This window comes from Citrobacter sp. Cpo126 (assembly GCF_030332445.1).
GTDB classification, from domain to species: Bacteria; Pseudomonadota; Gammaproteobacteria; order Enterobacterales; family Enterobacteriaceae; genus Citrobacter; species Citrobacter portucalensis.
Window position 1 is genome coordinate 142,898 of sequence record NZ_JAOWHT010000029.1, and the last position, 23,427, is coordinate 166,324.

General features: G+C 53.6%; 22 protein-coding genes and 1 other RNA gene. 6 read left to right on the forward strand and 17 right to left on the reverse strand.

Translation table 11 applies throughout. The features are described from left to right. Window positions 1–63: 63 nt before the first annotated feature. From lysS to xerD, 5 genes are all read right to left on the reverse strand, one after another. Entirely contained in the window at window positions 64–1,581 is a 1,518-nt protein-coding gene (lysS, locus tag OGY17_RS07415) for a lysine--tRNA ligase (protein WP_005123357.1), read from the reverse strand. Window positions 1,582–1,590: 9 nt separating this feature from the next. Next, window positions 1,591–2,689 (reverse strand): peptide chain release factor 2 gene (gene prfB / locus OGY17_RS07420; protein WP_100194817.1). Its coding sequence is split into 2 segments (ribosomal slippage): window positions 1,591–2,613 and window positions 2,615–2,689, totalling 1,098 coding nucleotides; the frame shifts between segments, so codons are not numbered across the junction. 91 nt (window positions 2,690–2,780) lie between these two features. After that, window positions 2,781–4,514 (reverse strand): single-stranded-DNA-specific exonuclease RecJ, encoded by a 1,734-nt coding sequence (recJ, locus tag OGY17_RS07425; protein WP_191215419.1) that lies wholly within the window; start codon window positions 4,512–4,514, stop codon window positions 2,781–2,783. A 5-nt stretch (window positions 4,515–4,519) separates the two neighbouring features. After that, window positions 4,520–5,233 carry a bifunctional protein-disulfide isomerase/oxidoreductase DsbC gene (dsbC, locus tag OGY17_RS07430; RefSeq protein WP_048225463.1) on the reverse strand — a complete coding sequence of 238 codons (714 nt, stop codon included), beginning with the start codon at window positions 5,231–5,233 and terminating at the stop codon, window positions 4,520–4,522. Window positions 5,234–5,256: 23 nt separating this feature from the next. Continuing rightward, the gene (xerD, locus tag OGY17_RS07435) at window positions 5,257–6,153 is read right to left on the reverse strand and encodes a site-specific tyrosine recombinase XerD (protein WP_003825519.1); all 897 of its coding nucleotides are present in this window, start codon (window positions 6,151–6,153) and stop codon (window positions 5,257–5,259) included. A gap of 113 nt (window positions 6,154–6,266) precedes the next feature. Between xerD and fldB the strand changes: the two genes are divergently transcribed. Continuing rightward, on the forward strand, window positions 6,267–6,788 hold the full coding sequence (gene fldB, locus OGY17_RS07440; RefSeq protein WP_003026933.1) for a flavodoxin FldB: 522 nt from the start codon (window positions 6,267–6,269) through the stop codon (window positions 6,786–6,788). A 101-nt stretch (window positions 6,789–6,889) separates the two neighbouring features. On the opposite strand, the gene OGY17_RS07445 is transcribed toward fldB, so the two are convergent. Continuing rightward, entirely contained in the window at window positions 6,890–7,297 is a 408-nt protein-coding gene (locus OGY17_RS07445; RefSeq protein ID WP_003825515.1) for a protein YgfX, read from the reverse strand. Then, window positions 7,278–7,544, reverse strand: coding sequence for an FAD assembly factor SdhE (gene sdhE / locus OGY17_RS07450; protein WP_003825514.1), 267 nt, complete (start codon window positions 7,542–7,544; stop codon window positions 7,278–7,280). The genes OGY17_RS07445 and sdhE overlap by 20 nt, the downstream gene beginning before the upstream one ends. Before the next feature lie 257 nt (window positions 7,545–7,801). On the opposite strand from sdhE, the gene ygfZ reads away from it, so the two are divergent. Next, complete coding sequence (ygfZ, locus tag OGY17_RS07455) at window positions 7,802–8,785, forward strand: tRNA-modifying protein YgfZ (RefSeq protein ID WP_008785741.1); 984 nt, start codon at window positions 7,802–7,804, stop codon at window positions 8,783–8,785. A 131-nt stretch (window positions 8,786–8,916) separates the two neighbouring features. Here the strand turns inward: ygfZ and trhA are convergent, their stop codons facing one another. Beyond that, window positions 8,917–9,579 (reverse strand): PAQR family membrane homeostasis protein TrhA, encoded by a 663-nt coding sequence (gene trhA, locus OGY17_RS07460; RefSeq protein WP_149608193.1) that lies wholly within the window; start codon window positions 9,577–9,579, stop codon window positions 8,917–8,919. Between the two features lie 163 nt (window positions 9,580–9,742). Next, complete coding sequence (gene yqfB / locus OGY17_RS07465; RefSeq protein WP_008785743.1) at window positions 9,743–10,054, reverse strand: N(4)-acetylcytidine aminohydrolase; 312 nt, start codon at window positions 10,052–10,054, stop codon at window positions 9,743–9,745. 52 nt (window positions 10,055–10,106) lie between these two features. On the opposite strand from yqfB, the gene OGY17_RS07470 reads away from it, so the two are divergent. Both OGY17_RS07470 and bglA read left to right on the forward strand, forming a co-directional pair. Further along, window positions 10,107–10,835, forward strand: a complete 729-nt coding sequence (locus OGY17_RS07470) for a MurR/RpiR family transcriptional regulator (protein ID WP_008785744.1) — start codon at window positions 10,107–10,109, stop codon at window positions 10,833–10,835. A gap of 120 nt (window positions 10,836–10,955) precedes the next feature. Then, window positions 10,956–12,389 (forward strand): 6-phospho-beta-glucosidase BglA, encoded by a 1,434-nt coding sequence (gene bglA, locus OGY17_RS07475; protein WP_191215418.1) that lies wholly within the window; start codon window positions 10,956–10,958, stop codon window positions 12,387–12,389. A gap of 93 nt (window positions 12,390–12,482) precedes the next feature. On the opposite strand, the gene OGY17_RS07480 is transcribed toward bglA, so the two are convergent. From OGY17_RS07480 to OGY17_RS07515, 8 genes are all read right to left on the reverse strand, one after another. Continuing rightward, window positions 12,483–13,226, reverse strand: a complete 744-nt coding sequence (locus tag OGY17_RS07480; RefSeq protein WP_003825501.1) for an SDR family oxidoreductase — start codon at window positions 13,224–13,226, stop codon at window positions 12,483–12,485. Window positions 13,227–13,303: 77 nt separating this feature from the next. Further along, entirely contained in the window at window positions 13,304–16,177 is a 2,874-nt protein-coding gene (gene gcvP, locus OGY17_RS07485; RefSeq protein WP_286606772.1) for an aminomethyl-transferring glycine dehydrogenase, read from the reverse strand. 127 nt (window positions 16,178–16,304) lie between these two features. Continuing rightward, window positions 16,305–16,694: a glycine cleavage system protein GcvH gene (gene gcvH / locus OGY17_RS07490; protein WP_003026965.1), complete on the reverse strand. Its 390-nt coding sequence runs from the start codon at window positions 16,692–16,694 to the stop codon at window positions 16,305–16,307. A 25-nt stretch (window positions 16,695–16,719) separates the two neighbouring features. Beyond that, on the reverse strand, window positions 16,720–17,814 hold the full coding sequence (gcvT, locus tag OGY17_RS07495; RefSeq protein WP_048215585.1) for a glycine cleavage system aminomethyltransferase GcvT: 1,095 nt from the start codon (window positions 17,812–17,814) through the stop codon (window positions 16,720–16,722). A 452-nt stretch (window positions 17,815–18,266) separates the two neighbouring features. Then, the gene (ubiI, locus tag OGY17_RS07500; RefSeq protein ID WP_286606775.1) at window positions 18,267–19,469 is read right to left on the reverse strand and encodes an FAD-dependent 2-octaprenylphenol hydroxylase; all 1,203 of its coding nucleotides are present in this window, start codon (window positions 19,467–19,469) and stop codon (window positions 18,267–18,269) included. Window positions 19,470–19,584: 115 nt separating this feature from the next. Then, window positions 19,585–20,763 carry a 2-octaprenyl-6-methoxyphenyl hydroxylase gene (gene ubiH, locus OGY17_RS07505; protein WP_286585628.1) on the reverse strand — a complete coding sequence of 393 codons (1,179 nt, stop codon included), beginning with the start codon at window positions 20,761–20,763 and terminating at the stop codon, window positions 19,585–19,587. Beyond that, window positions 20,760–22,085 carry a Xaa-Pro aminopeptidase gene (gene pepP, locus OGY17_RS07510; protein ID WP_048215582.1) on the reverse strand — a complete coding sequence of 442 codons (1,326 nt, stop codon included), beginning with the start codon at window positions 22,083–22,085 and terminating at the stop codon, window positions 20,760–20,762. Before pepP ends, ubiH begins: the two co-directional genes overlap by 4 nt. A 24-nt stretch (window positions 22,086–22,109) precedes the next feature. Further along, window positions 22,110–22,688, reverse strand: a complete 579-nt coding sequence (locus tag OGY17_RS07515) for a YecA/YgfB family protein (protein ID WP_003026978.1) — start codon at window positions 22,686–22,688, stop codon at window positions 22,110–22,112. 167 nt (window positions 22,689–22,855) lie between these two features. On the opposite strand from OGY17_RS07515, the gene zapA reads away from it, so the two are divergent. Both zapA and ssrS read left to right on the forward strand, forming a co-directional pair. Next, a complete protein-coding gene (zapA, locus tag OGY17_RS07520; RefSeq protein WP_003026980.1) occupies window positions 22,856–23,185 on the forward strand; it encodes a cell division protein ZapA in 330 nt (109 codons plus the stop codon). 41 nt (window positions 23,186–23,226) lie between these two features. Next, a non-coding RNA gene (ssrS, locus tag OGY17_RS07525) (6S RNA) lies at window positions 23,227–23,410 on the forward strand. The last annotated feature ends 17 nt before the right edge of the window (window positions 23,411–23,427 follow it).

Genomic DNA, 23,427 nt, shown 5'->3' on the forward strand with positions numbered 1-23,427 from the left:
TCTGGCCTACATAACGAATCGTAGGTCGGATAAGGCGTCAGCCGCCATCCGGCATTTCACATCTTACTTAACCGGGCGCATCGCCGGGAACAGGATCACGTCGCGGATAGTGTGGCTGTTGGTGAACAGCATAACCATACGGTCGATACCAATGCCCAGACCCGCAGTCGGCGGCAGACCGTGTTCCAGAGCGGTAACGTAGTCTTCGTCATAGAACATTGCTTCGTCATCACCCGCATCTTTAGCGTTAACCTGATCCTGGAAACGCTGCGCCTGATCTTCCGCATCGTTCAGCTCGCTGAAACCGTTACCGATTTCACGTCCGCCGATGAAGAATTCGAAACGGTCAGTGATTTCCGGATTTTCGTCATTACGACGCGCCAGCGGAGAAACTTCTGCCGGGTACTCGGTAATGAAGGTCGGTTGAATCAGGTGCGCTTCCGCAACTTCTTCAAAGATCTCGGTCACGATACGGCCCAGACCCCAGCTCTTCTCAACTTTGATGCCGATAGATTCAGCAATCGCTTTTGCAGAGTCGAAGTTATCCAGATCGGCCATGTTGGTTTCCGGACGGTATTTCTGAATCGCTTCGCGCATGGTCAGTTTTTCGAACGGTTTACCGAAGTCGAAGACTTCTTCACCGTAAGGCACTTCAGTCGTTCCCAGAACGTTCTGCGCCAGCGTACGGAACAGCGATTCGGTCAGTTCGATCAGATCTTTGTAGTCCGCATAAGCCATGTAGAGTTCCATCATGGTGAACTCTGGGTTATGGCGAACAGAGATGCCTTCGTTACGGAAGTTACGGTTAATTTCGAATACGCGTTCGAAGCCGCCAACCACCAGACGCTTGAGGTACAGTTCCGGCGCGATACGCAGGTACATATCCAGATCCAGCGCGTTATGATGGGTGATGAACGGACGCGCAGCGGCACCGCCAGGGATCACCTGCATCATCGGGGTTTCCACTTCCATAAAGCCGCGACCCACCATGAACTGACGGATGCCAGCCATAATTTGTGAACGCACTTTAAAGGTATTGCGGGATTCATCGTTAGAGATGAGATCCAGGTAACGTTGACGATAGCGCGCTTCCTGATCCTGCAGACCGTGGAATTTGTCCGGCAGCGGGCGCAGCGCTTTGGTCAGCAGACGCAGTTCGGTGCAGTGAATAGACAACTCACCGGTCTTGGTCTTGAACAACTTACCTTTCGCGCCGAGGATATCGCCCAGATCCCATTTTTTGAACTGCTCGTTGTAGACGCCTTCAGGCAGGTCATCGCGAGCAACGTACAGCTGAATACGGCCACCAACGTCCTGCAGCGTAACGAATGATGCTTTACCCATAATACGACGGGTCATCATACGGCCAGCAACGGATACCTCAATGTTCAGCGCTTCCAGCTCTTCGTTTTCTTTCGCGTCGAAGTCAGCATGCAGTTGGTCTGAGGTATGATCGCGACGGAAATCGTTCGGGAACGGGATCCCCTGCTCACGCAGGCTCGCCAGCTTCTCACGGCGCGTTTTCAGTTCATTGTTAAGGTCGGCTACCGCGTCAGCGCCCTGTACGTGTTGTTCAGACATGTTGGTTCCTCATAACCCTGCTTTCAAACTTGCTTCGATAAATTGATCCAGGCTGCCATCCAGCACCGCCTGCGTGTTACGGGTTTCAACCCCGGTACGCAGATCTTTGATGCGGGAGTCATCAAGGACATAAGAACGAATCTGGCTACCCCAGCCGATATCTGACTTGTTGTCTTCCATCGCCTGTTTCTCGGCATTCTTCTTCTGCATTTCCAGTTCATAAAGCTTCGCTTTCATCTGCTTCATGGCCTGGTCTTTGTTCTTGTGCTGGGAACGGTCGTTCTGACACTGCGTCACAATCCCAGTCGGGATGTGGGTAATACGCACCGCAGATTCCGTACGGTTAACGTGCTGACCACCCGCACCGGAGGCACGGTAAACGTCAATACGCAGATCCGCCGGGTTGATATCGATATCAATATCATCATCAACTTCCGGATAAACAAACGCAGAACTGAACGACGTATGGCGACGTCCGCCGGAGTCGAACGGACTCTTACGAACCAGACGGTGTACGCCGGTTTCAGTACGCAGCCAACCGTACGCATATTCGCCAGCAATTCTGATGGTTACGGATTTAATACCCGCCACTTCACCTTCAGACTCTTCAATAATTTCAGTCTTGAAGCCGCGCGCTTCAGCCCAACGCAGATACATGCGCATCAGCATGCTTGCCCAGTCCTGCGCTTCCGTACCGCCAGAACCTGCCTGAATATCGAGATAGCAATCTGCGCTGTCATATTCACCGGAGAACATACGACGGAATTCCAGCTGGGCCAGCTTATCTTCCAGTGTGTCGAGTTCTGCTACGGCTTCGTTAAAGGTTTCTTCGTCGTCGGCTTCTACAGCCAGTTCCAGCAGGCCGGAGACATCTTCCAGGCCCTGGCTCATCTGATCGAGCGTATCAACGATGGCTTCAAGAGAAGAACGCTCTTTACCCAACGCCTGCGCGCGTTCGGGTTCGTTCCATACGTCCGGCTGTTCCAGCTCGGCGTTTACTTCTTCCAGACGCTCTTTCTTGGCATCATAGTCAAAGATACCCCCTAAGAACGTCAGAGCGCTCCGTGAGGTCCTGAATGCGGTTATTTACCGGATTAATTTCAAACATTGTCTGATTTCTTTTATTGGACTAGTCAAAATGCGGTGATAAGAGCGGGATTGTAACTAATCCACGCCCTTTTTTATAGCGATTAGTGACGCTAAAGTGGCCAGATATTGTCGATTATAATCTGCAAACTACGGTTGCCGCGAAACTCATTAATATCCAGTTTGTAGGCAAGCTGAACTTCGCGCACGCCGTTGTCCGGCCAGCAGGTGGTATCGACGTTAAACGCAATGCCGTCCAGCAGCGGACCACCGCCTACGGGCTCCACCATTACCTTCAGATGACGCTCACCGACCAGACGCTGCTGGAGCAAACGGAAATGCCCGTCAAACAGCGGTTCCGGGAACATTTGTCCCCACGGTCCGGCATCACGCAGCATTTGTGCGACCTCCATGGTCATCTCCGACGCGTTCAGTGGGCCATCCGACACCACTTCACCTTGCAGTAAGGAGGGATCCAACCACTCGGTTACCAGTTCGCCAAAACGCTGCTGGAAACGCTCAAACTGCGCCTCTTCAAGCGATAAGCCCGCAGCCATGGCGTGACCGCCAAACTTGATGATCATGCCCGGATGAAGGGTGTCCAGGCGCTCCAGCGCATCACGCATGTGCAGCCCCTGAATCGAACGCCCGGAGCCTTTGAGAGTACCATCACCTGCCGGGGCAAACGCTATCACCGGACGATGGAATCGCTCTTTAATGCGCGATGCCAGAATCCCCACAACGCCCTGATGCCACTCGGGATGATACATTGCCAGGCCGCCCGGAAGCGTATCGCTACTGCGTTCCAGCTTTTCACACAGGGTAAGCGCTTCGGCCTGCATACCCTGCTCAATTTCTTTGCGCGTCTGGTTGAGTGCGTCCAGCTCATTGGCCAGCACGCGCGCTTCACCAATGTTGTCGCACAGCAACAGCGCTACGCCAACGGACATATCGTCCAGACGCCCCGCCGCATTCAGCCGTGGCCCGAGGGCAAAACCTAAATCACTGGCTGCCAGCTTTAGGGGGTCGCGATTGGAAATCTCCAGCAGCGCTTTGATACCAGGGCGGCATTTTCCAGCACGGATACGGCTTAAGCCTTGCCACGTCAGAATGCGGTTATTGGCATCCAGCGGTACTACGTCCGCCACCGTGCCAAGCGCAACCAGATCGAGCAAATCCGCCAGGTTCGGCGGTGCAATGCCTCGCTCATCAAACCAGCCTTTGTCACGCAGGAAAGTGCGCAGCGCCAGCATCAGATAGAAGGCTACACCAACGCCTGCCAGCGATTTCGACGGGAACTCACAGTCGTGCAGGTTAGGATTGATGATCGCCTCCGCGCCCGGCAGCGTATCCCCTGGCAGGTGGTGATCGGTCACAACGACCGGGATCCCCAACGTTCTGGCATGTTCGACACCCGCGTGAGACGAGATGCCGTTGTCTACGGTGACAATCAGCTGAGCACCACGGGCATAGGCCTGATCAACGACTTCCGGGCTTAAACCATAACCGTCCTCAAAACGATTTGGCACCAGGTAGTCAACGTTACTGCAGCCCAACGCGCGCATCGCCAGGATGCTTAGCGCCGTGCTGGTCGCGCCATCGGCATCGAAATCGCCAACAACGATGATGCGAGTTCCCGCACGAAAGGCGTTGTAGAGGATCTCAACCGCCTTTTCGACACCGTTTAAATGCTGCCACGGCAGCATTCCTTTGACGCTACGCTCAAGCTCCTGCGCGCTACGTACACCGCGACTGGCGTATAAACGACGCAACAATGGCGGCAAGTCATCAGGCAGCTCGGCTGTCTCGTCGGCTTCACGCCGACGAAGTTGTATCTGTTGTTTCACGCGAATTATTTACCGCTGGTCTGTTTTGCATGTGCGTCGAGGAATTCTTTCATCTCTTTCGGGCCCTGATAACCAGGTACGACATAGCCATTGCTCAGCACAATCGCCGGTGTACCGCTGACGCCAAACTGTACGCCCAGCGCATAGTGGTTAGCGATATCCACATCACAGGTCGCCGCTTTCACGCCCTTGCCTGCCATCGCATCATCAAAGGCTTTGTTTTTGTCCTTAGCACACCAGATAGACTTCATGTCCTGCTCAGCCTGGCTGTCCAGCCCCTGACGTGGGAAGGCCAGATAACGAACGGTGATCCCCAACGCATTGTAATCTTTCATCTCTTCATGCAGCTTGTGGCAGTAACCACAAGTGATGTCGGTGAAAACGGTAATGACGTGTTTTTCCTGCGGCGCTTTGTAGATGATCATCTCTTTTTCCAGCGCGTTCAGATGCTTCATCAGCAGTTGGTTGGTGACATTCACCGGACTTGCGCCGCTCACGTCGTACATCGGTCCCTGAATAATATGTTTACCGTCTTCGGTAACATACAGCACGCCGCTATTGGTCAGTACGGTTTTCATGCCCGCAACCGGAGCAGGTTGAATCTCGGTGCTCTGCACACCCAGCTTTGCTAATGACTGACGAATTGCCGCGTCGTCTGCATGTACCATGCCGGAAAACGCCGTCGCCAGAAGGGTGAACATCATAAAACGTTTTTTCATAGCCTATCCTATCCTGTCAGCACTCACGCTCGCGGGTGATGCTGTTGATGTAGTTGCCGCAAGCGCTCCGTTGCGACATGAGTATAAATCTGCGTTGTCGAGAGATCGCTATGCCCCAGTAGCATCTGCACCACGCGCAGGTCTGCGCCATGGTTGAGCAAATGCGTGGCAAACGCGTGCCGCAGGACGTGCGGTGACAGCTTTTCGCTGTCGATTCCCGCCAACACAGCATAGTGTTTGATACGATGCCAGAAGGTCTGACGGGTCATCTGTTGCGCCCGCTGACTAGGAAACAGCACATCAATCGATACGCCGTTGAGCAACCATGGACGCCCATGCTCCAGGTAAGTTTCCAGCCAGTACACAGCCTCCTCACCCAACGGGACAAGGCGCTCTTTGTTACCTTTACCGATCACCCGTACCACACCCTGACGCAGGCTGACGTCACTCATCGTCAGTCCTACCAGTTCAGACACGCGCAGGCCTGTTGCATACAGCACTTCCAGCATGGCTTTGTCGCGTAGCTCCAGCGGTTGCTCAATAAGCGGCGCTTGTAGCAGCCGCTCAACCTGCGCTTCGCTGAGATCTTTAGGCAGGCGCTGCGGAAGTTTAGGTGATGCAAGCGAGGCGCTGGGGTCATCTTCGCGATATTTTTCGCGGTACAGATGCTGAAAAAAACGTCGCGTCGCACTGAGCAAACGTGCGGAACTGGTGGCTTTATACCCTCCATCCATCCGCTCAGCCAGCAAGGCTTGCAGATCATCACTTTGCGCGGTCGCAAGCGAAGCGCCGCGGTGATGTAACCATTCCACAAGCATGGTCAGATCGCGACGATACGCACTTAATGTGTTTTCCGCCAGATTTCGTTCCAGCCACAGGGCATCAAGAAACTGCTCGATGCGCGCCAGATCCTGTTCCACTCGCGCCCCTTATTCCACTCTCATTTTTGATGCATTATGCCTCATTGTGCCGAGAATGCGGCGATTCTGTTACACTACCCGCAACGCTACAGCAGAATTGAGATGTTTACGTCATGAACATGGGTCTTTTTTACGGTTCCAGCACCTGCTACACCGAAATGGCAGCAGAAAAAATCCGCGATATCCTGGGTCCCGAACTGGTGACACTGCACAACCTCAAAGACGATTCTCCGACCCTAATGGAGCAATATGACGTGCTCATTTTGGGCATCCCAACCTGGGATTTCGGTGAAATTCAGGAGGACTGGGAAGCGGTCTGGGAGCAACTGGACGACCTCAACCTGGAGGGCAAGATTGTCGCGCTTTACGGTATGGGCGATCAGTTGGGATACGGCGAATGGTTCCTGGATGCGTTGGGTATGCTGCACGATAAACTGATCACCAAAGGTGTAAAGTTTGTCGGCTACTGGCCCACAGAAGGCTACGAATTCACCAGCGATAAACCCGTCATTGCTGATGGACAGCTGTTTGTTGGCCTGGCGCTGGATGAGACGAACCAGTACGATCTCAGCGATGAACGCATTCAGGCCTGGTGCGAGCAAATTCTTGGGGAAATGGCCGAGCACTGGTCCTGATAACCGATTTGCCGGATGACGGCGTAAATGCCTTATCCGGCCTGCATGACGCACCTAACTGTTGGCCTTCAAGCTGCGCGCCATCAGGCATGTGTCATGCGTTACCCTTGCTTCGCCTTTTGCAGCATCAACCGCCGTAAATCCCGCCACTCTGCATCATCCATACTGTCTGCTGCCAGCCACAAATGTTGACGTTTTCCGGCATCAGATCGCAAGCGTAGCATCATACCTGTTTTAACCATCCAGGGGGCGCTAACGATAGACCACTCTTGCCCTTGCCAGCGCAGACGGCCATCCATCAATAGCCGAATCTCACCCTGACAGGCGTTGATTCGACGCTGACTGCGAACGCTATCGAACACCACCAGAGAGAGCAAAACCAGCCATAATGGGGTGTAGCTCAATGGCCAGGGCATCAATAAAATAAACACCGCGACCAGCCCATGAATTAGCAGTGAAAGCCACTGCGCGCGCCATGATACGCGTAAATCAGATTGCCACTGGACCACGTTCCCGATTCCGTGTCTGGATAAGTCGCACCATCTGTTCCAGCTGCTCATCAGCTGGTTTCCCATGATTCATCAACCAGTTAAATAAATCTGGATCATCACATTCTAGCAGACGGATGAAGATACGTTTTTCTTCGTCACTTAAGCTGTCATATTCATGTTCAAAAAACGGCATGATCGAGATGTCCAGCTCGCGCATACCGCGGCGGCATGCCCAATGAATACGTGCTTTGTTGTTAATATCCATGTTCTTCTCCCTGTCTCGCGAAAACGAAGTATCCCGCTATTGTAACGTGTTTTTCCCGCTCTTTTTACGGGAATATCAGTAAACTGAAGCTCGCTCGCTAAATAAAACCTTATTAAGCCAAAGGATTCACCAATTTTGGATGTCTCCTCGCAAAGCACAATATATGGCACAAATAGCCTGTTTAAACCGCTTGCAATGGCCCATAGCTCTTTTACCATTAGTCATCATCACTGCGTTAAGCAAATCAGGACATTATTATGGCTTTTACATCTTTTCCTCCTCGCCAGCCTTTTGCGTCAACGCGTTTACCTCTGACGCTAATGACGCTCGATGACTGGGCGCTCGCCACCATCACCGGTGTCGACAGTGAGAAGTATATTCAGGGTCAGGTCACGGCGGATGTCAGCCAGATGACCGAGCATCAGCACCTGTTGGCTGCACATTGTGACGCCAAAGGTAAAATGTGGAGCAACCTGCGTCTGTTCCGCCAGGGTGACGGTTTTGCATGGCTTGAGCGCCGTAGCCTGCGTGATGCGCAGCTCACTGAGCTGAAAAAATACGCGGTCTTCTCGAAGGTGGCGATCGCCCCAGACGACGAGCGCGTCTTGCTGGGCGTAGCGGGATTCCAGGCACGTGCAGCGCTGGCCAATCTCTTTAGCGAATTACCGAACAGTGATAAGCAGGTCATTACCGAAGGTGCCTCCACGGTATTGTGGTTCGAACACCCTGCCGAACGTTTTCTGCTGATCGTTGATGCCACCACAGCAGAAACCTTGGTTGAAAAGCTGCGTGGCGAAGCTGAGTTAAATAACAGCCAGCAGTGGCTGGCGCTGGATATCGAAGCGGGTATCCCCGTTATTGATACAGCCAACAGTGCACAGTTTATTCCACAGGCTACCAATCTGCAGGCTCTGGGCGGGATCAGCTTTAAAAAAGGCTGCTACACCGGTCAGGAAATGGTGGCTCGTGCAAAATTCCGCGGAGCCAACAAACGCGCCATGTGGACTTTGGCGGGTGCCGCCGGTCGAGTACCGGAAGCTGGCGAAGACCTTGAATTAAAAATGGGCGAGAACTGGCGTCGTACTGGTACCGTACTTGCCGCAGTACAACTGGCCGATGGTCAGGTACTGGTGCAGGTTGTGATGAATAACGACATGGAGGCCGACAGCGTGTTCCGCGTCCGTGACGACGCAAAAACGCTGCGTATCGTACCGCTGCCATATTCGTTAGACGAAGAGTAATTGGTCGGCCTGATAAGCGCAGCGCCATTAGGCAATTCGGCACAGGCCGCCGGATTGCGGCATTGCCTCGTCCGGCCAACAAAATACAGCCCGGGCGAGGCGTTTACGCCGCCCCCGGGGTTGCACTGAATCTATGCGTGTTGCCCCACGTACAGATAGATCGCCAGGAAGTGGCAAACGCTGCCGCCCAGCACAAAACCGTGCCAGATCGCATGGTTATAAGGAATACGCTTACAGACGTAGAAAATTACGCCCAGCGAATACACCACACCGCCAACAGCCAGCAACGTCACGCCTCCCGCCGCCAACTTCACCGCCAGTTGATACACCACAATCAGCGAAAGCCAGCCCATTGTCAGGTAAGTCACCAGCGACAGAATTTTAAACCGGTGTGCGATGGTCAGTTTGAATAAAATACCGAGCAGCGCCAGGCTCCAGATAACAATCATCAACCCACGAGCCAGCGGCGAATCAAGCCCCACCAGCAGAAATGGCGTATAGGTCCCGGCAATCAGCAGATAAATCGCACAGTGGTCGAATTTTTTCAGCCAGACTTTCGCTCTCTGATGGGGGATCGCGTGATACAAGGTTGAGGCGAGGAACAGCAGGATCATGCTGCCGCCGTACAGGCTATAGCTGGTAATCGCCATAGCGCTGGCATTGGTATCCACTGCCTGAACCAGCAACAACACCAGTCCGACAATCCCAAACACCAGCCCGATACCGTGACTGATGCTGTTGGCTATTTCCTCTGCCAGCGAATATCCCTGCACGATTAATGGCTTCTGAACCATAACTTACTCCCGAGAAACGAACCCTATCGTGATTGCTCCTCTAGCGTAACTGAGAATGGTTCCAGTGAACACCTGTTAGCTAAAATAATTACCAGATAAATATTTACCATTAAAAATCATGGTGTTAGTTTTTAAATTTCAGCTAACATGCGTACTATTAAAATCAAAGGCATTTAAAATCAATCACATAAAATTGCGTCTGATCCGGGTAAATCTCGGCAATGACACGTTTAAGTTCTTCAAGCGTCATGTTTTCCTGCTGGGCATGTTTATCCGTCAGCGTATCCAGCGTGACGGTTGAGGTGCCAACAACCTCAATCGTGCAGAAGTAACCGTCATCTTCGAAGCGCCCAACCCGTAAAATGTCCCCGGCTTTGAAGTGTGATTCAGACTCGTCACGAATAGTGATGGTCTTGCGTCCGGCCAGAATGTCATCCTGGAAACGCTGAAAAAAAGTGATGTCATTTGGCTGCATGTTATTATTCCCTGTAGATGAAGTCTGATGAGTGAGTTTTGCCATTGTGAGTATGTTCTCCCACGCTGCCATCGCCAGTCTCAACAATCTTGAGATGCTGGTCTACAACTATGTCATCAAAAACCGTGACAAAGTCATGTACATGACCATTCGCGAACTGGCCGATGCCGTGGGTGTTTCCACTACCACCGTACTGCGCTTTTGCCGCAAGCTTAAGTGTGAAGGTTACTCAGAATTTCGCGTGCGCTTCAAATTATATTTAGAGCAGAATGAACCGCAACAGGCTAATTTCGGTGCTAGCGAAATTATCAGCTTCTTTAAAGGCGTTAATAACGATGAGTTCGATAATCTGCTCGATCAGGCTGTTGATATTATATTATCTTCCGAGCGTATTATATTCGTTGGGGCGGGAACATCCGGAGCCTTAGCCAAATATGGCGCACGTTTTTTCTCAAACGTTGGAAAATTCAGTAATCACATTGATGACCCTTATTTCCCGGTAACGAATGACATGGCCAGAAACGCGCTGGCGATCGTGCTTTCCGTTTCCGGTGAAACAGAAGAGATCCTGCGTTTTGCCAGCCAGTTCAGCCTGCATAACTGTAAGGTCCTGTCTGTCACCAGTCATGAACATTCGCGGCTGGCCAAATTGGCTGACTTTAATCTCTCCTGGCACGTTCCACAGACGCGCATTGCCGGGGTATACGATATAACCACGCAGATCCCTGTTATTTATATTCTGGAATCACTCGGCCGCAAGTTGGCGAAAAGAATAGCGTAAAAAAACAATCTGTTTTTTGGATGTAACAAATCACATTAGCGCTATTTTGTTATATCGTGACATTTATCTTTCCTTTGTTAGACTCAAAATCAGATGGTATTAATTTGAGACTGAGCGCAGATGAAAAAACTTACCTTACCAAAAGATTTTTTATGGGGTGGCGCGGTTGCGGCGCACCAGGTTGAAGGCGGCTGGAACAAAGGTGGCAAAGGCCCCAGCATTTGCGATGTACTGACCGGAGGGGCACACGGCGTTCCGCGAGAAATCACTCAGGAAGTTGAGCCCGGTAAGTACTACCCCAACCACGAAGCCGTCGATTTTTACGGTCATTACAAAGAAGACATCAAGCTGTTTGCCGAGATGGGCTTCAAATGCTTCCGTACCTCAATCGCCTGGACCCGTATCTTCCCCAAAGGGGACGAAAGCCAGCCGAATGAAGAAGGGCTTAAGTTCTACGACGACATGTTCGATGAACTGCTGAAGTACAACATCGAACCGGTCATCACCCTTTCCCACTTTGAAATGCCGCTGCACCTGGTTCAACAATACGGTAGCTGGACCAATCGTAAAGTCGTCGATTTCTTTGTCCGATTTGCTGAAGTCGTTTTTGAGCGCTACAAGCACAAGGTCAAATACTGGATGACCTTTAACGAGATCAACAACCAGCGCAACTGGCGCGCACCGCTGTTTGGTTATTGCTGCTCCGGCGTGGTGTATACCGAGCATGAAAACCCGGAAGAAACCATGTACCAGGTGCTGCATCACCAGTTCGTGGCCAGCGCTCTGGCAGTGAAAGCCGCACGTCGCATCAACCCGGAAATGAAAGTCGGCTGCATGCTGGCGATGGTGCCGCTGTACCCGTTCTCCTGTAAGCCTGAAGATGTGATGTTCGCGCAGGAATCGATGCGTGAGCGCTACGTTTTCACCGACGTTCAACTGCGCGGCTACTATCCATCATATGTACTGAACGAGTGGGAACGCCGCGAATTCAACATCCGAATGGAAGCCGGAGATGAGCAAATCCTGCGTGAAGGCACCTGTGACTATCTCGGATTCAGTTACTACATGACCAACGCGGTAAAAGCGGAAGGCGGCAGCGGCGATGCCATTTCTGGTTTTGAGGGCAGCGTACCGAACCCGCACGTAAAAGCGTCCGACTGGGGCTGGCAGATTGATCCGGTCGGCCTGCGTTTCGCCTTATGTGAACTGTATGAGCGCTATCAGAAACCGCTATTTATCGTAGAAAACGGATTTGGTGCCTACGACAAAGTGGAAGAAGACGGCAGCATCAACGACGACTATCGCATCGACTATTTGCGCGCCCACGTTGAAGAGATGATGAAAGCGGTAACCTATGATGGCGTAGACCTGATGGGCTACACGCCGTGGGGCTGCATCGACTGTGTCTCGTTCACCACCGGTCAGTACAGCAAGCGCTACGGCTTTATCTACGTGAACAAACACGACGACGGCACCGGCGATATGTCGCGTTCACGCAAGAAAAGTTTTAACTGGTACAAAGCGGTGATTGCCAGCAACGGCGAGAAACTTTGATTTTTTGCCGGATGGCGGCGTAAACGCCTTATCCAGCCTACAGATTAAATTCCCGTAGGCCGGATAAGCGTAGCGCCATCCGGCGATTAAACCCTACTTCCCGCCAGCCAGTTCCAGAAAACTGCCCGTTACGTACGACGCCTTCTCGCTCAGCAGCCAGGTAATCGCCTGCGCGACCTCCTCCGGTTGTCCGCCGCGCTGCATAGGCAACATCGATTTCACGCGATCGACCCTTCCCGGCTCGCCGCCTGAAGCGTGCATTTCAGTGTAGATAAGACCAGGTCGCACGCAGTTTACGCGGATCCCTTGCGCCGCAACCTCCAGCGCAAGGCCGGTGGTGAGCGTGTCCACAGCGCCTTTTGAGGCCGCGTAATCAACATATTCGAATGGCGCACCAAGCCGCGATGCCGCCGAAGAGACATTCACAATCGCCCCGCCTTGCCCTCCGTGTTTGAACGACATGCGCTTTACCGCTTCCCGACAACACAAAAAATAGCCGGTAACATTGGTCGCCAGCACGCGGTTAATTCTTTCGGCGGTTAGGCTTTCCACCGTGCTCTGTTCAAACAAAATCCCGGCATTATTCACTAACGCAGTCAGTGGTTCACCTTCGCGGTCAATAGATTCAAACATTGCCACAACCTGGCTTTCATCGCTGATATCAGCCCGTAGAGCAAACGCCTTTCCCCCGGCAGCGACAATAGTATTCACCACCTCCGTTGCCGCACGGATATTGTGATGAAAGTTAACCGCAACCGTGTAACCCTCTTGCGCTAACTGCAGCGCGGTTGCCCGCCCAATGCCGCGACTGCCGCCAGTAACCAGTGCGATTCCCATGGATACCTCCAGATATGAAAAAGCCGGGAGGCGACTTCGCCTTACCCGGCCTACAAAAGCTTTACTGCGCGGAAAAGTTACTGATATTCGCTCATCGGCACGCAGGAGCAGAACAGGTTACGGTCACCGTAAACATCATCAAGGCGTTTCACGGTCGGCCAGTATTTGTTCGCCACACCAGCCGGGAAGACGGCGATTTCGCGGCTATAACCGTGATTCCACTCCGCGACCAGCTCGTTTTGCGTGTGCGGTGAGTTAACCAGCGGGTTATCTTCCAGTGACCATTCACCGGCTTTCACGCGATCGATTTCAGCGCGGATTGCCAGCATCGCATTGATAAAGCGATCAAGTTCCACTTTGCTTTCAGATTCAGTCGGTTCAACCATCAGGGTACCCGCGACCGGGAATGACATGGTCGGCGCATGGAAACCGTAATCGATCAGACGCTTGGCAATATCCAGTTCGCTGATGCCAGTCTCTTCTTTCAGTGGGCGAATATCGAGAATGCATTCATGCGCCACGCGACCGTCGCGACCGGTATACAGCACCGGATAAGCATCTTTCAGACGGCTGGCAATGTAGTTAGCGTTAAGGATAGCCACCTGGCTTGCCTGCTTCAGACCTTCTGCACCCATCATACGGATGTACATCCAGCTGATCGGCAGAATGGATGCACTACCGAACGGCGCCGCAGAAACTGCGCCCTGACGGGTGAGCATTCCTTCAATCTGCACTACGCTGTGACCCGGTACGAACGGTGCCAGATGTGATTTGACGCCAATCGGTCCCATACCTGGGCCGCCGCCGCCGTGCGGAATGCAGAATGTTTTATGCAGGTTGAGGTGCGAGACATCTGCGCCGATAAAGCCCGGCGTAGTGATCCCAACCTGAGCGTTCATGTTCGCGCCATCGAGGTAAACCTGGCCGCCAAACTGGTGCACAACGTCGCACACTTCACGGATCGTTTCTTCATACACGCCGTGAGTAGACGGATAGGTCACCATGATGCAGGAGAGATTCGCAGCATGTTGTTCTGCTTTTGCTCGCAGATCGTCCAGGTCGATGTTGCCGTTCTTATCACACGCGACAACCACAACCTGCATCCCCGCCATCTGTGCGGATGCTGGGTTGGTACCGTGGGCAGAAGCCGGGATCAGACAGATATCGCGATGGCCTTCGTTACGGCTTTCGTGATAGTGACGAATCGCCAGCAGACCCGCATACTCGCCCTGCGCGCCAGAGTTCGGCTGCATGCAGACGGCGTCATAACCGGTCAGTTTTACCAGCCACTCGGAAAGCTGGCCGATCATCTGGTGATAACCTTCTGCCTGCTCTGGCGGGCAGAACGGGTGAAGTTCAGCGAATTCCGGCCAGGTGATAGGGATCATCTCGGCGGCAGCGTTCAGCTTCATGGTGCAAGAACCCAGCGGGATCATTGCCTGGTTCAGCGCCAGATCTTTGCGCTCCAGCGAGTGCATGTAGCGCATCATCTCGGTTTCGCTGTGATAGCGATTAAACACCGGATGGCTGAGGATCGCATCGTCACGCAGCATGCTGTCCTGAATGGAACGGCTGTCGAGCGCCACATCTTTATCCAGCGTATCGATATTCAAACCGTGGTTGCCGCCCAGCAGAACATTGAACAACTGCACCACATTTTCACGGGTGGTGGTTTCATCGAGCGTAATACCTACCGCGTTATGGATATCGCTACGCAGGTTGATTTCTGCCGCTTCGGCACGCGCCAGAACAGCCGCTTTGTCGGCCACTTCAACACACAGAGTGTCGAAGTAGTGCGCATGGCGCAGCTTCAGCCCTTTCTGCTGCAGACCGGCCGCCAGAATATCAGTCAGGCGGTGGATGCGATTAGCGATACGTTTCAGGCCAACCGGACCATGATAAACGGCATACAGGCTGGCGATGTTGGCCAGCAGAACCTGCGAGGTACAAATGTTGGAGTTCGCTTTTTCACGGCGGATATGCTGCTCGCGAGTCTGCATCGCCATGCGCAGTGCGGTATTGCCCGCCGCATCTTTCGATACGCCGATAATACGGCCTGGCATGGAGCGTTTGAATTCGTCTTTAGCGGCGAAGAATGCCGCGTGTGGGCCGCCGTAACCCATCGGTACGCCGAAGCGTTGCGCAGAGCCGAAAACAATATCCGCGCCCTGTTTGCCCGGTGCAGTCAGCAGTACCAGCGCCATAAAGTCGGCAGCGACACTGACCACAACTTTACGGGATTTCAGCTCGGCAATCAGTTTGCTGTAGTCGTGCACTTCACCGGTGGTGCCAACCTGCTGCAACAGCACGCCAAACACATCCTGGTGATCCAGTGCTTTCGCCGCGTCATCAACAATGACGTCAAAGCCAAAGGTTTCTGCACGGGTGCGAACCACGTCCAGCGTTTGCGGGTGAACATCAGCCGCCACAAAGAAACGGTTGGCATTTTTCAGTTTGCTGACACGTTTGGCCATCGCCATGGCTTCAGCAGCCGCAGTGGCTTCATCCAGCAGAGAAGCGGAAGCCATATCCAGCCCCGTCAGGTCCAGTGTGACCTGTTGGAAGTTCAGAAGAGCTTCCAGTCGTCCCTGGGAGACTTCCGGCTGATACGGCGTATATGCGGTGTACCAACCTGGGTTTTCCAGCATGTTACGCAGAATAACCGGTGGCAACTGCACGGCGGTGTAGCCCATGCCAATGTAGGACGTGAAGCGCTTGTTACGCCCGGCGATGGCTTTTAATTCAGCCAGCGCAGCGTATTCGGTCGCCGCCTCGCCCACCTGTGGCGGGGTTGCGAGCTGAATGTCTTTCGGCACAATCTGGCCGATCAGCGCGTTTAACGACTCGGCGCCAACCGCATTCAGCATCTCTTGCTGCTGCGCGGCGTCCGGTCCGATGTGGCGTTCAATGAAAGCGCCGCTGTTTTCAAGCTGGCTTAACGTCTGTGTCATGGGCGATGGTTCCTGAAACGTGCAGTGAATCGTGATGGTCTCTAACTCAATTGCCCGGTGGCGCTGACGCTTACCGGGCCTACATAAAACCGTAGGCCGGATAAACGCAGTGCCATCCGGCACAATCTTATTCGTCTTCCAGTAATGCCTCGTACGCAGTGGCATCCAACAGCGATTCAATTTCGCTTTCATCGCTGGCTTTGATTTTGAAAATCCAGCCACCCGCATACGGTTCGCTGTTGACCAGTTCCGGGGAGTCGCTGAGCGCATCGTTAACCGCAACAATCTCACCGCCTACTGGCGCATAGATATCGGATGCCGCTTTTACGGACTCCGCAACGGCGCAATCATCGCCCGCGCTGACGGTGGCGCCAACTTCTGGCAGGTCAACGAAAACCATGTCGCCTAACAGCTCCTGAGCGTGTTCGGTGATACCAACGGTGTAAGAACCGTCAGCTTCTTTGCGCAGCCATTCGTGTTCTTTGCTGTATTTCAGTTCTGCAGGTACGTTGCTCATCAATCAATCTCCAAAAAAGGATGAATTACGCGACGGCTTTGCCGTTACGCACAAAAACAGGTTTAGTCACTTTTACCGGCATTTCACGGTTACGGATCTGTACGATCGCAGTCTCACCGATACCCGCAGGCACGCGCGCCAACGCGATGCTGTAACCCAGGGTTGGGGAGAATGTGCCACTGGTGATAATGCCTTCATGCTGGTTGCCAGAAGCATCGGTGAAACGCACCGGCAGTTCATTACGCAGCACGCCCTTCTCAGTCATCACCAGCCCGACCAGCTGTTCGTGGCCTTTTTCGCGCTGCATTTCCAGTGCTTCACGACCAATAAAGTCGCGGTCGGCAGGTTCCCACGCAATGGTCCAACCCATATTGGCTTCCAGCGGAGAAATCCCTTCGTCCATCTCCTGACCATACAGGTTCATACCCGCTTCCAGACGCAGGGTGTCACGCGCGCCGAGACCACAAGGTTTGACACCAGCCTGTACCAGCGCACGCCAGAAATCAGCCGCTTTTTCATTCGGCATGGCGATTTCATAGCCTGCTTCGCCGGTATAACCGGTGGTTGCGATAAACAAATCACCCGCCTGAACGCCAAAGAACGGCTTCATACCTTCTACCGCATGGCGCTGTTCGTCAGTAAACAACGTGGCTGCTTTTTCCTGCGCGTTTGGCCCCTGCACCGCAATCAGCGACAGGTCGTCACGAACGGTGATGTCGATGGCGTAAGGTTCAGCGTGTTGGGTAATCCAGGATAGGTCTTTTTCGCGGGTGGCGGAGTTTACAACGAGGCGGAAGAAATCTTCAGTGAAGTAGTAGACAATCAGGTCATCTATCACGCCGCCCGAAGCGTTGAGCATCCCGGAGTAGAGGGCTTTACCCGTCTTCGTTAGCTTCGCGACGTCGTTTGCCAGCAGATAACGCAAGAACTCCCGGGTGCGGCTACCGCGCAGGTCGACGATGGTCATATGCGACACATCAAACATTCCGGCGTCGGTGCGAACAGCATGGTGTTCATCGAGCTGAGAACCGTAATGCAGTGGCATCATCCAGCCATGGAAATCGACCATGCGCGCGCCACATAGCGTGTGTTGTTCGTACAAAGGAGTCTGTTGAGCCATCTTTTCCTCGTTGAATAAGCGGGGCTACCAACTCTTTCGCGGTGAAATTTTCGCCACGAAACCCAGCACCGCAGCCGCTCCAGGGGCTACGACGCAAACGTTCTCTTTGTCCTGAACTTACCACCGAAACAGACGCTAAACCATAAGTCAAAATTAACCATCACATTAGCTTATGGCGAAAAACAGCCAGATCGCCAACAGAATAAAACTCCATACATATAGCAATTAATCAGAACAACAAACAAAGGTAAGCGTAAAATCACAGCACCAATCCACATTAAATGTGGAAAAAATGTCAAAAATGGCGTTATGAAAAAAACGCAATATTAGAAAAACTAATGCGAAAAAAGGCGTGGAATTAGATTATTTCAAATGAGAGAAGCACCCCGGCGCGAAGGCCGGGAGAGGAAAGTGTGACGGGTCTCAAACTCTTAAGATTGTCCTTACGGACACTAACGTAACCACTCGGGAAGATCGTTCAGTCCCATCGCCTGACGGATGAGTTGTGGTTTTACGCCCGGGAGGGTATCGGCCAGTTTCAGCCCAATATCGCGTAGCAGTTTTTTCGCCGGATTCTCGCCTGCAAACAGTTCACGGAAACCCTGCATCCCCGCCAGCATCAGCGCTGCGCTGTGCTTACGGCTGCGCTCGTAGCGGCGTAAATAGAGATACTGCCCAATATCTTTGCCCTGACGCTGTAGCCGCTTAAGCTCATCGATCAGTTCCGCCGCATCCATAAAGCCAAGGTTAACCCCCTGACCCGCCAGCGGGTGGATGGTATGCGCAGCATCCCCCACCAGCGCCAGACGATGGGCCGCAAACTGGCGAGCATAACGTCCCGTCAGCGGAAACGCCTGACGTTCGCTTTCAAGGCTGCACAGCCCCAGACGATTATCAAAGGCGATATTCAGCGCCTGATTAAACTCGTCAACGCTTGCCTGCTGCATACGTTCTGCTTCTTGCGGCGAGAGCGACCAGACAATAGAACACAGGTGTGGATCGCTGAGTGGCAGGAATGCCAGGATCCCCTCACCATGAAACGCCTGACGCGCAACCGCACCGTGAGCTTCCTGCGTGCGGATAGTCGCCACCAGCGCATGATGACGGTAGTCCCAGAAGGTGAGCGGAATGTCCGCTTTATTGCGCAGCCAGGAATTAGCACCATCGGCACCGACGACCAGACGCGCCGTCAGCATTGCGCCATCTTTGAGGCTCAGAAATGCCTCGTTCTCGCCCCAGGCCACCTGCTGTATTTCAGCTGGCGCCATCAGCGTAATATCCGCTGAACGCTGTGCCTTTTGCCACAACGCATAATGGATTTCTGAGTTTTCAACGATGTGGCCCAAATGGCTATAACCCATGCTCTGGTCATCAAACTCAATGCGTCCAAAGCTGTCTTTGTCCCAGACTTCCATGCCGTGGTAGCAGCAAGCGCGACGGGCAACAATGTCGGACCAGACGCCAAGACGGGTAAGCAGTTTTTCGCTGGCTGCATTAATGGCCGAAACGCGAAGCCGAGGAGGTGCATCCGCCGCCAACGGCTGCGGAACATGTTGTTCTAATACAGCAACGCGTAACCCACTGCCCTGCAGGCCGCAGGCAACCGCCAGCCCCACCATGCCGCCACCAACAATTGCTACATCAACACTTTGCACTGTTTGTACCTCGAAACCTGTAATCCGTAGGCCTGATAAGCGCAGCGCCATCAGGCATTTTTGCGGGGACCCTTGCCGGATGTCGGCGTTGCCTTATCCGGCCTACAGGTCATATTTATCGTGCAACCCAACCCAGGGTCCGCTCCGCCAGCGCATCGCGCGCAGGGGTGAATAATTCCATCGCCATCAACCCGACATTGCGCCCAACAACCAGCGGGGCCCAGTGATTGGCAAACAAATACACTAAATTGTTGGTCACACCAATCGTCGTCTCGCGATCGCGCTCGCGGCGCTGCTGATAGCGTGCCAGCACCGCATAATCACCCACATCTTCCGCGCCGTTTTGCGCCTGCGTCAACGTCTCAGCAAGGCTCATTACATCGCGCAGGCCAAGGTTGAAGCCTTGCCCGGCAATGGGGTGCAGCGTCTGGGCGGCGTTCCCTACCAGCACGGTACGATGGGTAATCGCTTTCAGCGCCGTAGTTAACGAAAGCGGATAAGCGCTGCGTTTACCAGCCTGGGTAATACGTCCCAGTCGCCAGCCAAATGCGGTTTGCAGTTCACGGCAAAACTGTTCGTCGGACAAGGCCATGATCTCATCACGCAGCTCCAGCGGATGGCACCACACCAGCGAGCAGCGACCGTCAGACATTGGCAGCATTGCCAGCGGGCCATATTGCGTGAAGCGTTCAAACGCTCGCCCGTCGTGCGGTACAGAGGTCGTGACGTTGGCAATCACCGCCAGTTGCTCATAAGGCTGTTGCAGCCAGTCAACACCGCAGGCAGTCGCCAGTGCGGAACGCGTGCCGTCAGCAGCCACCAGCAGGCGACCGGTAATCATCTCGCCATTCTCCAGCGTCACTTCAACGCGCTCCTGCGTGCGCGACACGCTGGCTACGCGGTCGGGGCAGTGCAATGTGACGCCAGGTGCTTTGCGCAGCAGCGCAAACAGACGCAGCCCGACGTCGTGCAGTTCTACCACCTGACCCAGAGCCGGAATACGGTATTCCTGCGCATCCAGCGTCACAAATCCGGCATGGCCGCGATCGCTGACGTGAACCGTTTTAATGGCCGTTGCGCAATCGGCAATCGCCTGCCATACACCAATTCGCGCCAGCTGTTGGCAGGTTCCTGCCGCCAGCGCGATCGCCCGGGCGTCAAACCCAGGATGACGGTCAGTTTCAGGTTCGCTCGCTTCTATCAGATGAACCGGCAGCGTCCCATGACTGAGCTGGGAAATGGCCAGCGCCAGCGTCGCACCGACCATACCACCACCAACGATAATCACGCTCATTGCAGTCGCGCCGCAGCCATTAAGGCTTCAATGTCATCAGCTTTCTTCACTACGCTGGCGGTCAGGTTTTCATTGCCGTCCTCGGTGATGAGGATGTCATCCTCAATACGAATGCCGATACCACGATAAGCCGGCGGTACATCGGCGTCCGGCGCGATATATAGTCCCGGTTCGACGGTGAGTACCATTCCCGGCTCAAGAATACGTGAGCGGTCCTGACCATAAACGCCGACGTCGTGCACATCCAGACCCAGCCAGTGACTTAGGCCATGCATAAAGAATGGGCGGTGAGCATTTTCGGTAATCAACTGATCGACATCACCGTGCAGAATGCCAAGCTTCACCAGGCCCGTAATCATGATACGCACCACTTCGCCAGTGACTTCCTGAATGGACGTTCCGGGACGATACAGACGCAGGCTGGTCTCTAAGGATTCCAGTACGATATCGTAGATTTCACGCTGCGCTGGGGTAAATTTACCGTTTACCGGGAAGGTACGCGTAATGTCACCCGCATAGCCTTTGTATTCGCATCCAGCGTCGATTAGCACCAGATCGCCATCGCGCATTTCACTTTCATTTTCGGTGTAATGCAGGATACAGCCGTTTTCACCGCTGCCGACAATCGTGTTATAGGACGGATAACGCGCGCCATGACGGGTAAATTCATGGTGAATCTCCCCTTCTAACTGGTATTCAAACATTCCCGGACGGCATTTTTCCATCGCGCGGGTATGCGCCAGTGCGGTGATTTCTCCGGCACGACGCATGACCGCAATTTCTTCCGGTGATTTGAACAGGCGCATTTCATGCACCATCGGACGCCAGTCGATAATCGCGGCAGGCGCGTGCAGATTTTGTCTGGAGCCTTTGCGCAGTTTATCCAGCGCCGTGCACACAATCTCGTCGGCCCAGGCATACTCGCCCTGGGCGTGGTATACCGCGTCCAGACCATTGAGCAGTAAATACAGCTGTTGGTTGATTTCACTGAAGGCCAGCGCCCGGTCAACGCCAAGTTTTGCCGGGGCAGCATCCTGGCCCAGACGGCGGCCAAACCAGATTTCCGCTGTCAGATCGCGAACCCGATTGAACAAAACGCTGTGGTTATGAGTGTCATCACTTTTAATCAGCACCAGCACGGCTTCAGGTTCGTTAAAACCGGTGAAGTACCAGAAATCACTGCTTTGGCGGTAGGGGTATTCACTGTCCGCGCTACGCGTCGCTTCCGGTGCGGCAAAAATCAGCGCGGCGCTGCCGGGCTGCATTTGTGCCAGTAAAGCCTGGCGACGACGCTGGAATTCTTGCTGAGATATCTCGCTCATCACACTCTCCTTTGCGTTTCGTTCTTAATGCAGAGTCGGTTTACGGACTTCCGGCGCGGTCGGCTGCTGACGCGTAAACGTGTCATGGCACAGCAAGGCGGCTACGCGCACGTATTCGATGATCTCTTCGAGCGACATTTCCAGCTCTTCCTGATCTTCGTCTTCGTCATATCCCAACTGAGCGATATTGCGCAGGTCGTCAATCGCTTCCCCGGTTTCGCCGGTCACTTTGTCGAGCTTCGGCTGCGTGACGCCAAGGCCCAGTAAAAAGTGGTTTACCCATCCCGCCAGCGCATCGGCGCGATCGAACACGCTGACGTCATCCCCTTCAGGCAGATAAAGCTGAAAAAGGAAGCCGTCGTCTTCGAGGGCATCACTGGTGGCTGAGTGCATTTTCAGCAGCGCCTGAGCCAGCTCGTGACCAAAGGCCAGACCTTCGTTCGTCAGGTCGTGCAGCAGCGGCTGCCATGAGCTGTCGTTGTTTCCGCCGCAAATCATTCCGCTTATCAAGCCGTGCATTTCGGCCGGGGTTAATCCAGCCCCTTGTTGGTTCAAAAACTGGCTAACTTCGTTGTAACCAGGCATTTCGTTCTGTATAGACATAAGCATTCGTCATCAAAGGGAGGAATATTCATGGTATGCTACCACTTTGGACCCTGGTGGACCAGAAAAGGGCTTGTATCTTGATACCAGGGTAGCTATAGTGTCGCCCCTTCGCGGACCCACGGTCTGGAGACGAAGGCAGCGCAGTCAATCAGCAGGAAGGTGGCATGTCTGCACAACCCGTCGATATCCAAATATTTGGCCGTTCACTGCGAGTGAATTGCCCGCCTGAACAAAGGGATGCGTTGAATCAGGCTGCGGACGATCTCAATCAGCGATTGCAAGATCTGAAAGTTCGCACTAGAGTCACAAATACTGAGCAGTTGGTTTTCATCGCCGCGTTGAACATCAGCTATGAATTAACTCAGGAAAAAGCGAAGACGCGTGAGTACGCGGCGAGCATGGAACAACGTATTCGGATGCTACAACAGACCATCGAACAGGCGTTGCTTGATCAGGGTCGCATAACCGAAAAAACGGGCCAAAACTTTGAATAACACTTTTCGGTTTACTGTGGTAGAGTGACCGTGAAGACAAAATTTCTCTGAGATGTTTGCAAGCGGGCCAGTCCCCTGAGCCGATATTTCATACCACAAGAATGTGGCGCTCCACGGTTGGTGAGCATGCTCGGCCCGTCCGAGAAGCCTTAAAACTGTGACGACGCATTCACCTTGAACCAAGGGTTCAAGGGTTACAGCCTGCGGCGGCATCTCGGAGATTCCCTTCTACCTGGCAACAG

What these genes read in the sequence shown, in the direction of transcription:
- bglA (WP_191215418.1), top strand. Translation starts at nt 10,956, where the DNA reads ATGAAAAAACTTACCTTACCAAAAGATTTTTTATGGGGTGGCGCGGTT.
- sdhE (WP_003825514.1), bottom strand. Translation starts at nt 7,544, where the DNA reads ATGGATATTAACAACAAAGCACGTATTCATTGGGCATGCCGCCGCGGT.
- OGY17_RS07470 (WP_008785744.1), top strand. Translation starts at nt 10,107, where the DNA reads ATGTTCTCCCACGCTGCCATCGCCAGTCTCAACAATCTTGAGATGCTG.
- gcvP (WP_286606772.1), bottom strand. Translation starts at nt 16,177, where the DNA reads ATGACACAGACGTTAAGCCAGCTTGAAAACAGCGGCGCTTTCATTGAA.
- ygfZ (WP_008785741.1), top strand. Translation starts at nt 7,802, where the DNA reads ATGGCTTTTACATCTTTTCCTCCTCGCCAGCCTTTTGCGTCAACGCGT.
- pepP (WP_048215582.1), bottom strand. Translation starts at nt 22,085, where the DNA reads ATGAGCGAGATATCTCAGCAAGAATTCCAGCGTCGTCGCCAGGCTTTA.
- zapA (WP_003026980.1), top strand. Translation starts at nt 22,856, where the DNA reads ATGTCTGCACAACCCGTCGATATCCAAATATTTGGCCGTTCACTGCGA.
- lysS (WP_005123357.1), bottom strand. Translation starts at nt 1,581, where the DNA reads ATGTCTGAACAACACGTACAGGGCGCTGACGCGGTAGCCGACCTTAAC.
- fldB (WP_003026933.1), top strand. Translation starts at nt 6,267, where the DNA reads ATGAACATGGGTCTTTTTTACGGTTCCAGCACCTGCTACACCGAAATG.
- OGY17_RS07515 (WP_003026978.1), bottom strand. Translation starts at nt 22,688, where the DNA reads ATGTCTATACAGAACGAAATGCCTGGTTACAACGAAGTTAGCCAGTTT.
- dsbC (WP_048225463.1), bottom strand. Translation starts at nt 5,233, where the DNA reads ATGAAAAAACGTTTTATGATGTTCACCCTTCTGGCGACGGCGTTTTCC.
- gcvT (WP_048215585.1), bottom strand. Translation starts at nt 17,814, where the DNA reads ATGGCTCAACAGACTCCTTTGTACGAACAACACACGCTATGTGGCGCG.
- yqfB (WP_008785743.1), bottom strand. Translation starts at nt 10,054, where the DNA reads ATGCAGCCAAATGACATCACTTTTTTTCAGCGTTTCCAGGATGACATT.
- ubiH (WP_286585628.1), bottom strand. Translation starts at nt 20,763, where the DNA reads ATGAGCGTGATTATCGTTGGTGGTGGTATGGTCGGTGCGACGCTGGCG.
- gcvH (WP_003026965.1), bottom strand. Translation starts at nt 16,694, where the DNA reads ATGAGCAACGTACCTGCAGAACTGAAATACAGCAAAGAACACGAATGG.
- trhA (WP_149608193.1), bottom strand. Translation starts at nt 9,579, where the DNA reads ATGGTTCAGAAGCCATTAATCGTGCAGGGATATTCGCTGGCAGAGGAA.
- OGY17_RS07480 (WP_003825501.1), bottom strand. Translation starts at nt 13,226, where the DNA reads ATGGGAATCGCACTGGTTACTGGCGGCAGTCGCGGCATTGGGCGGGCA.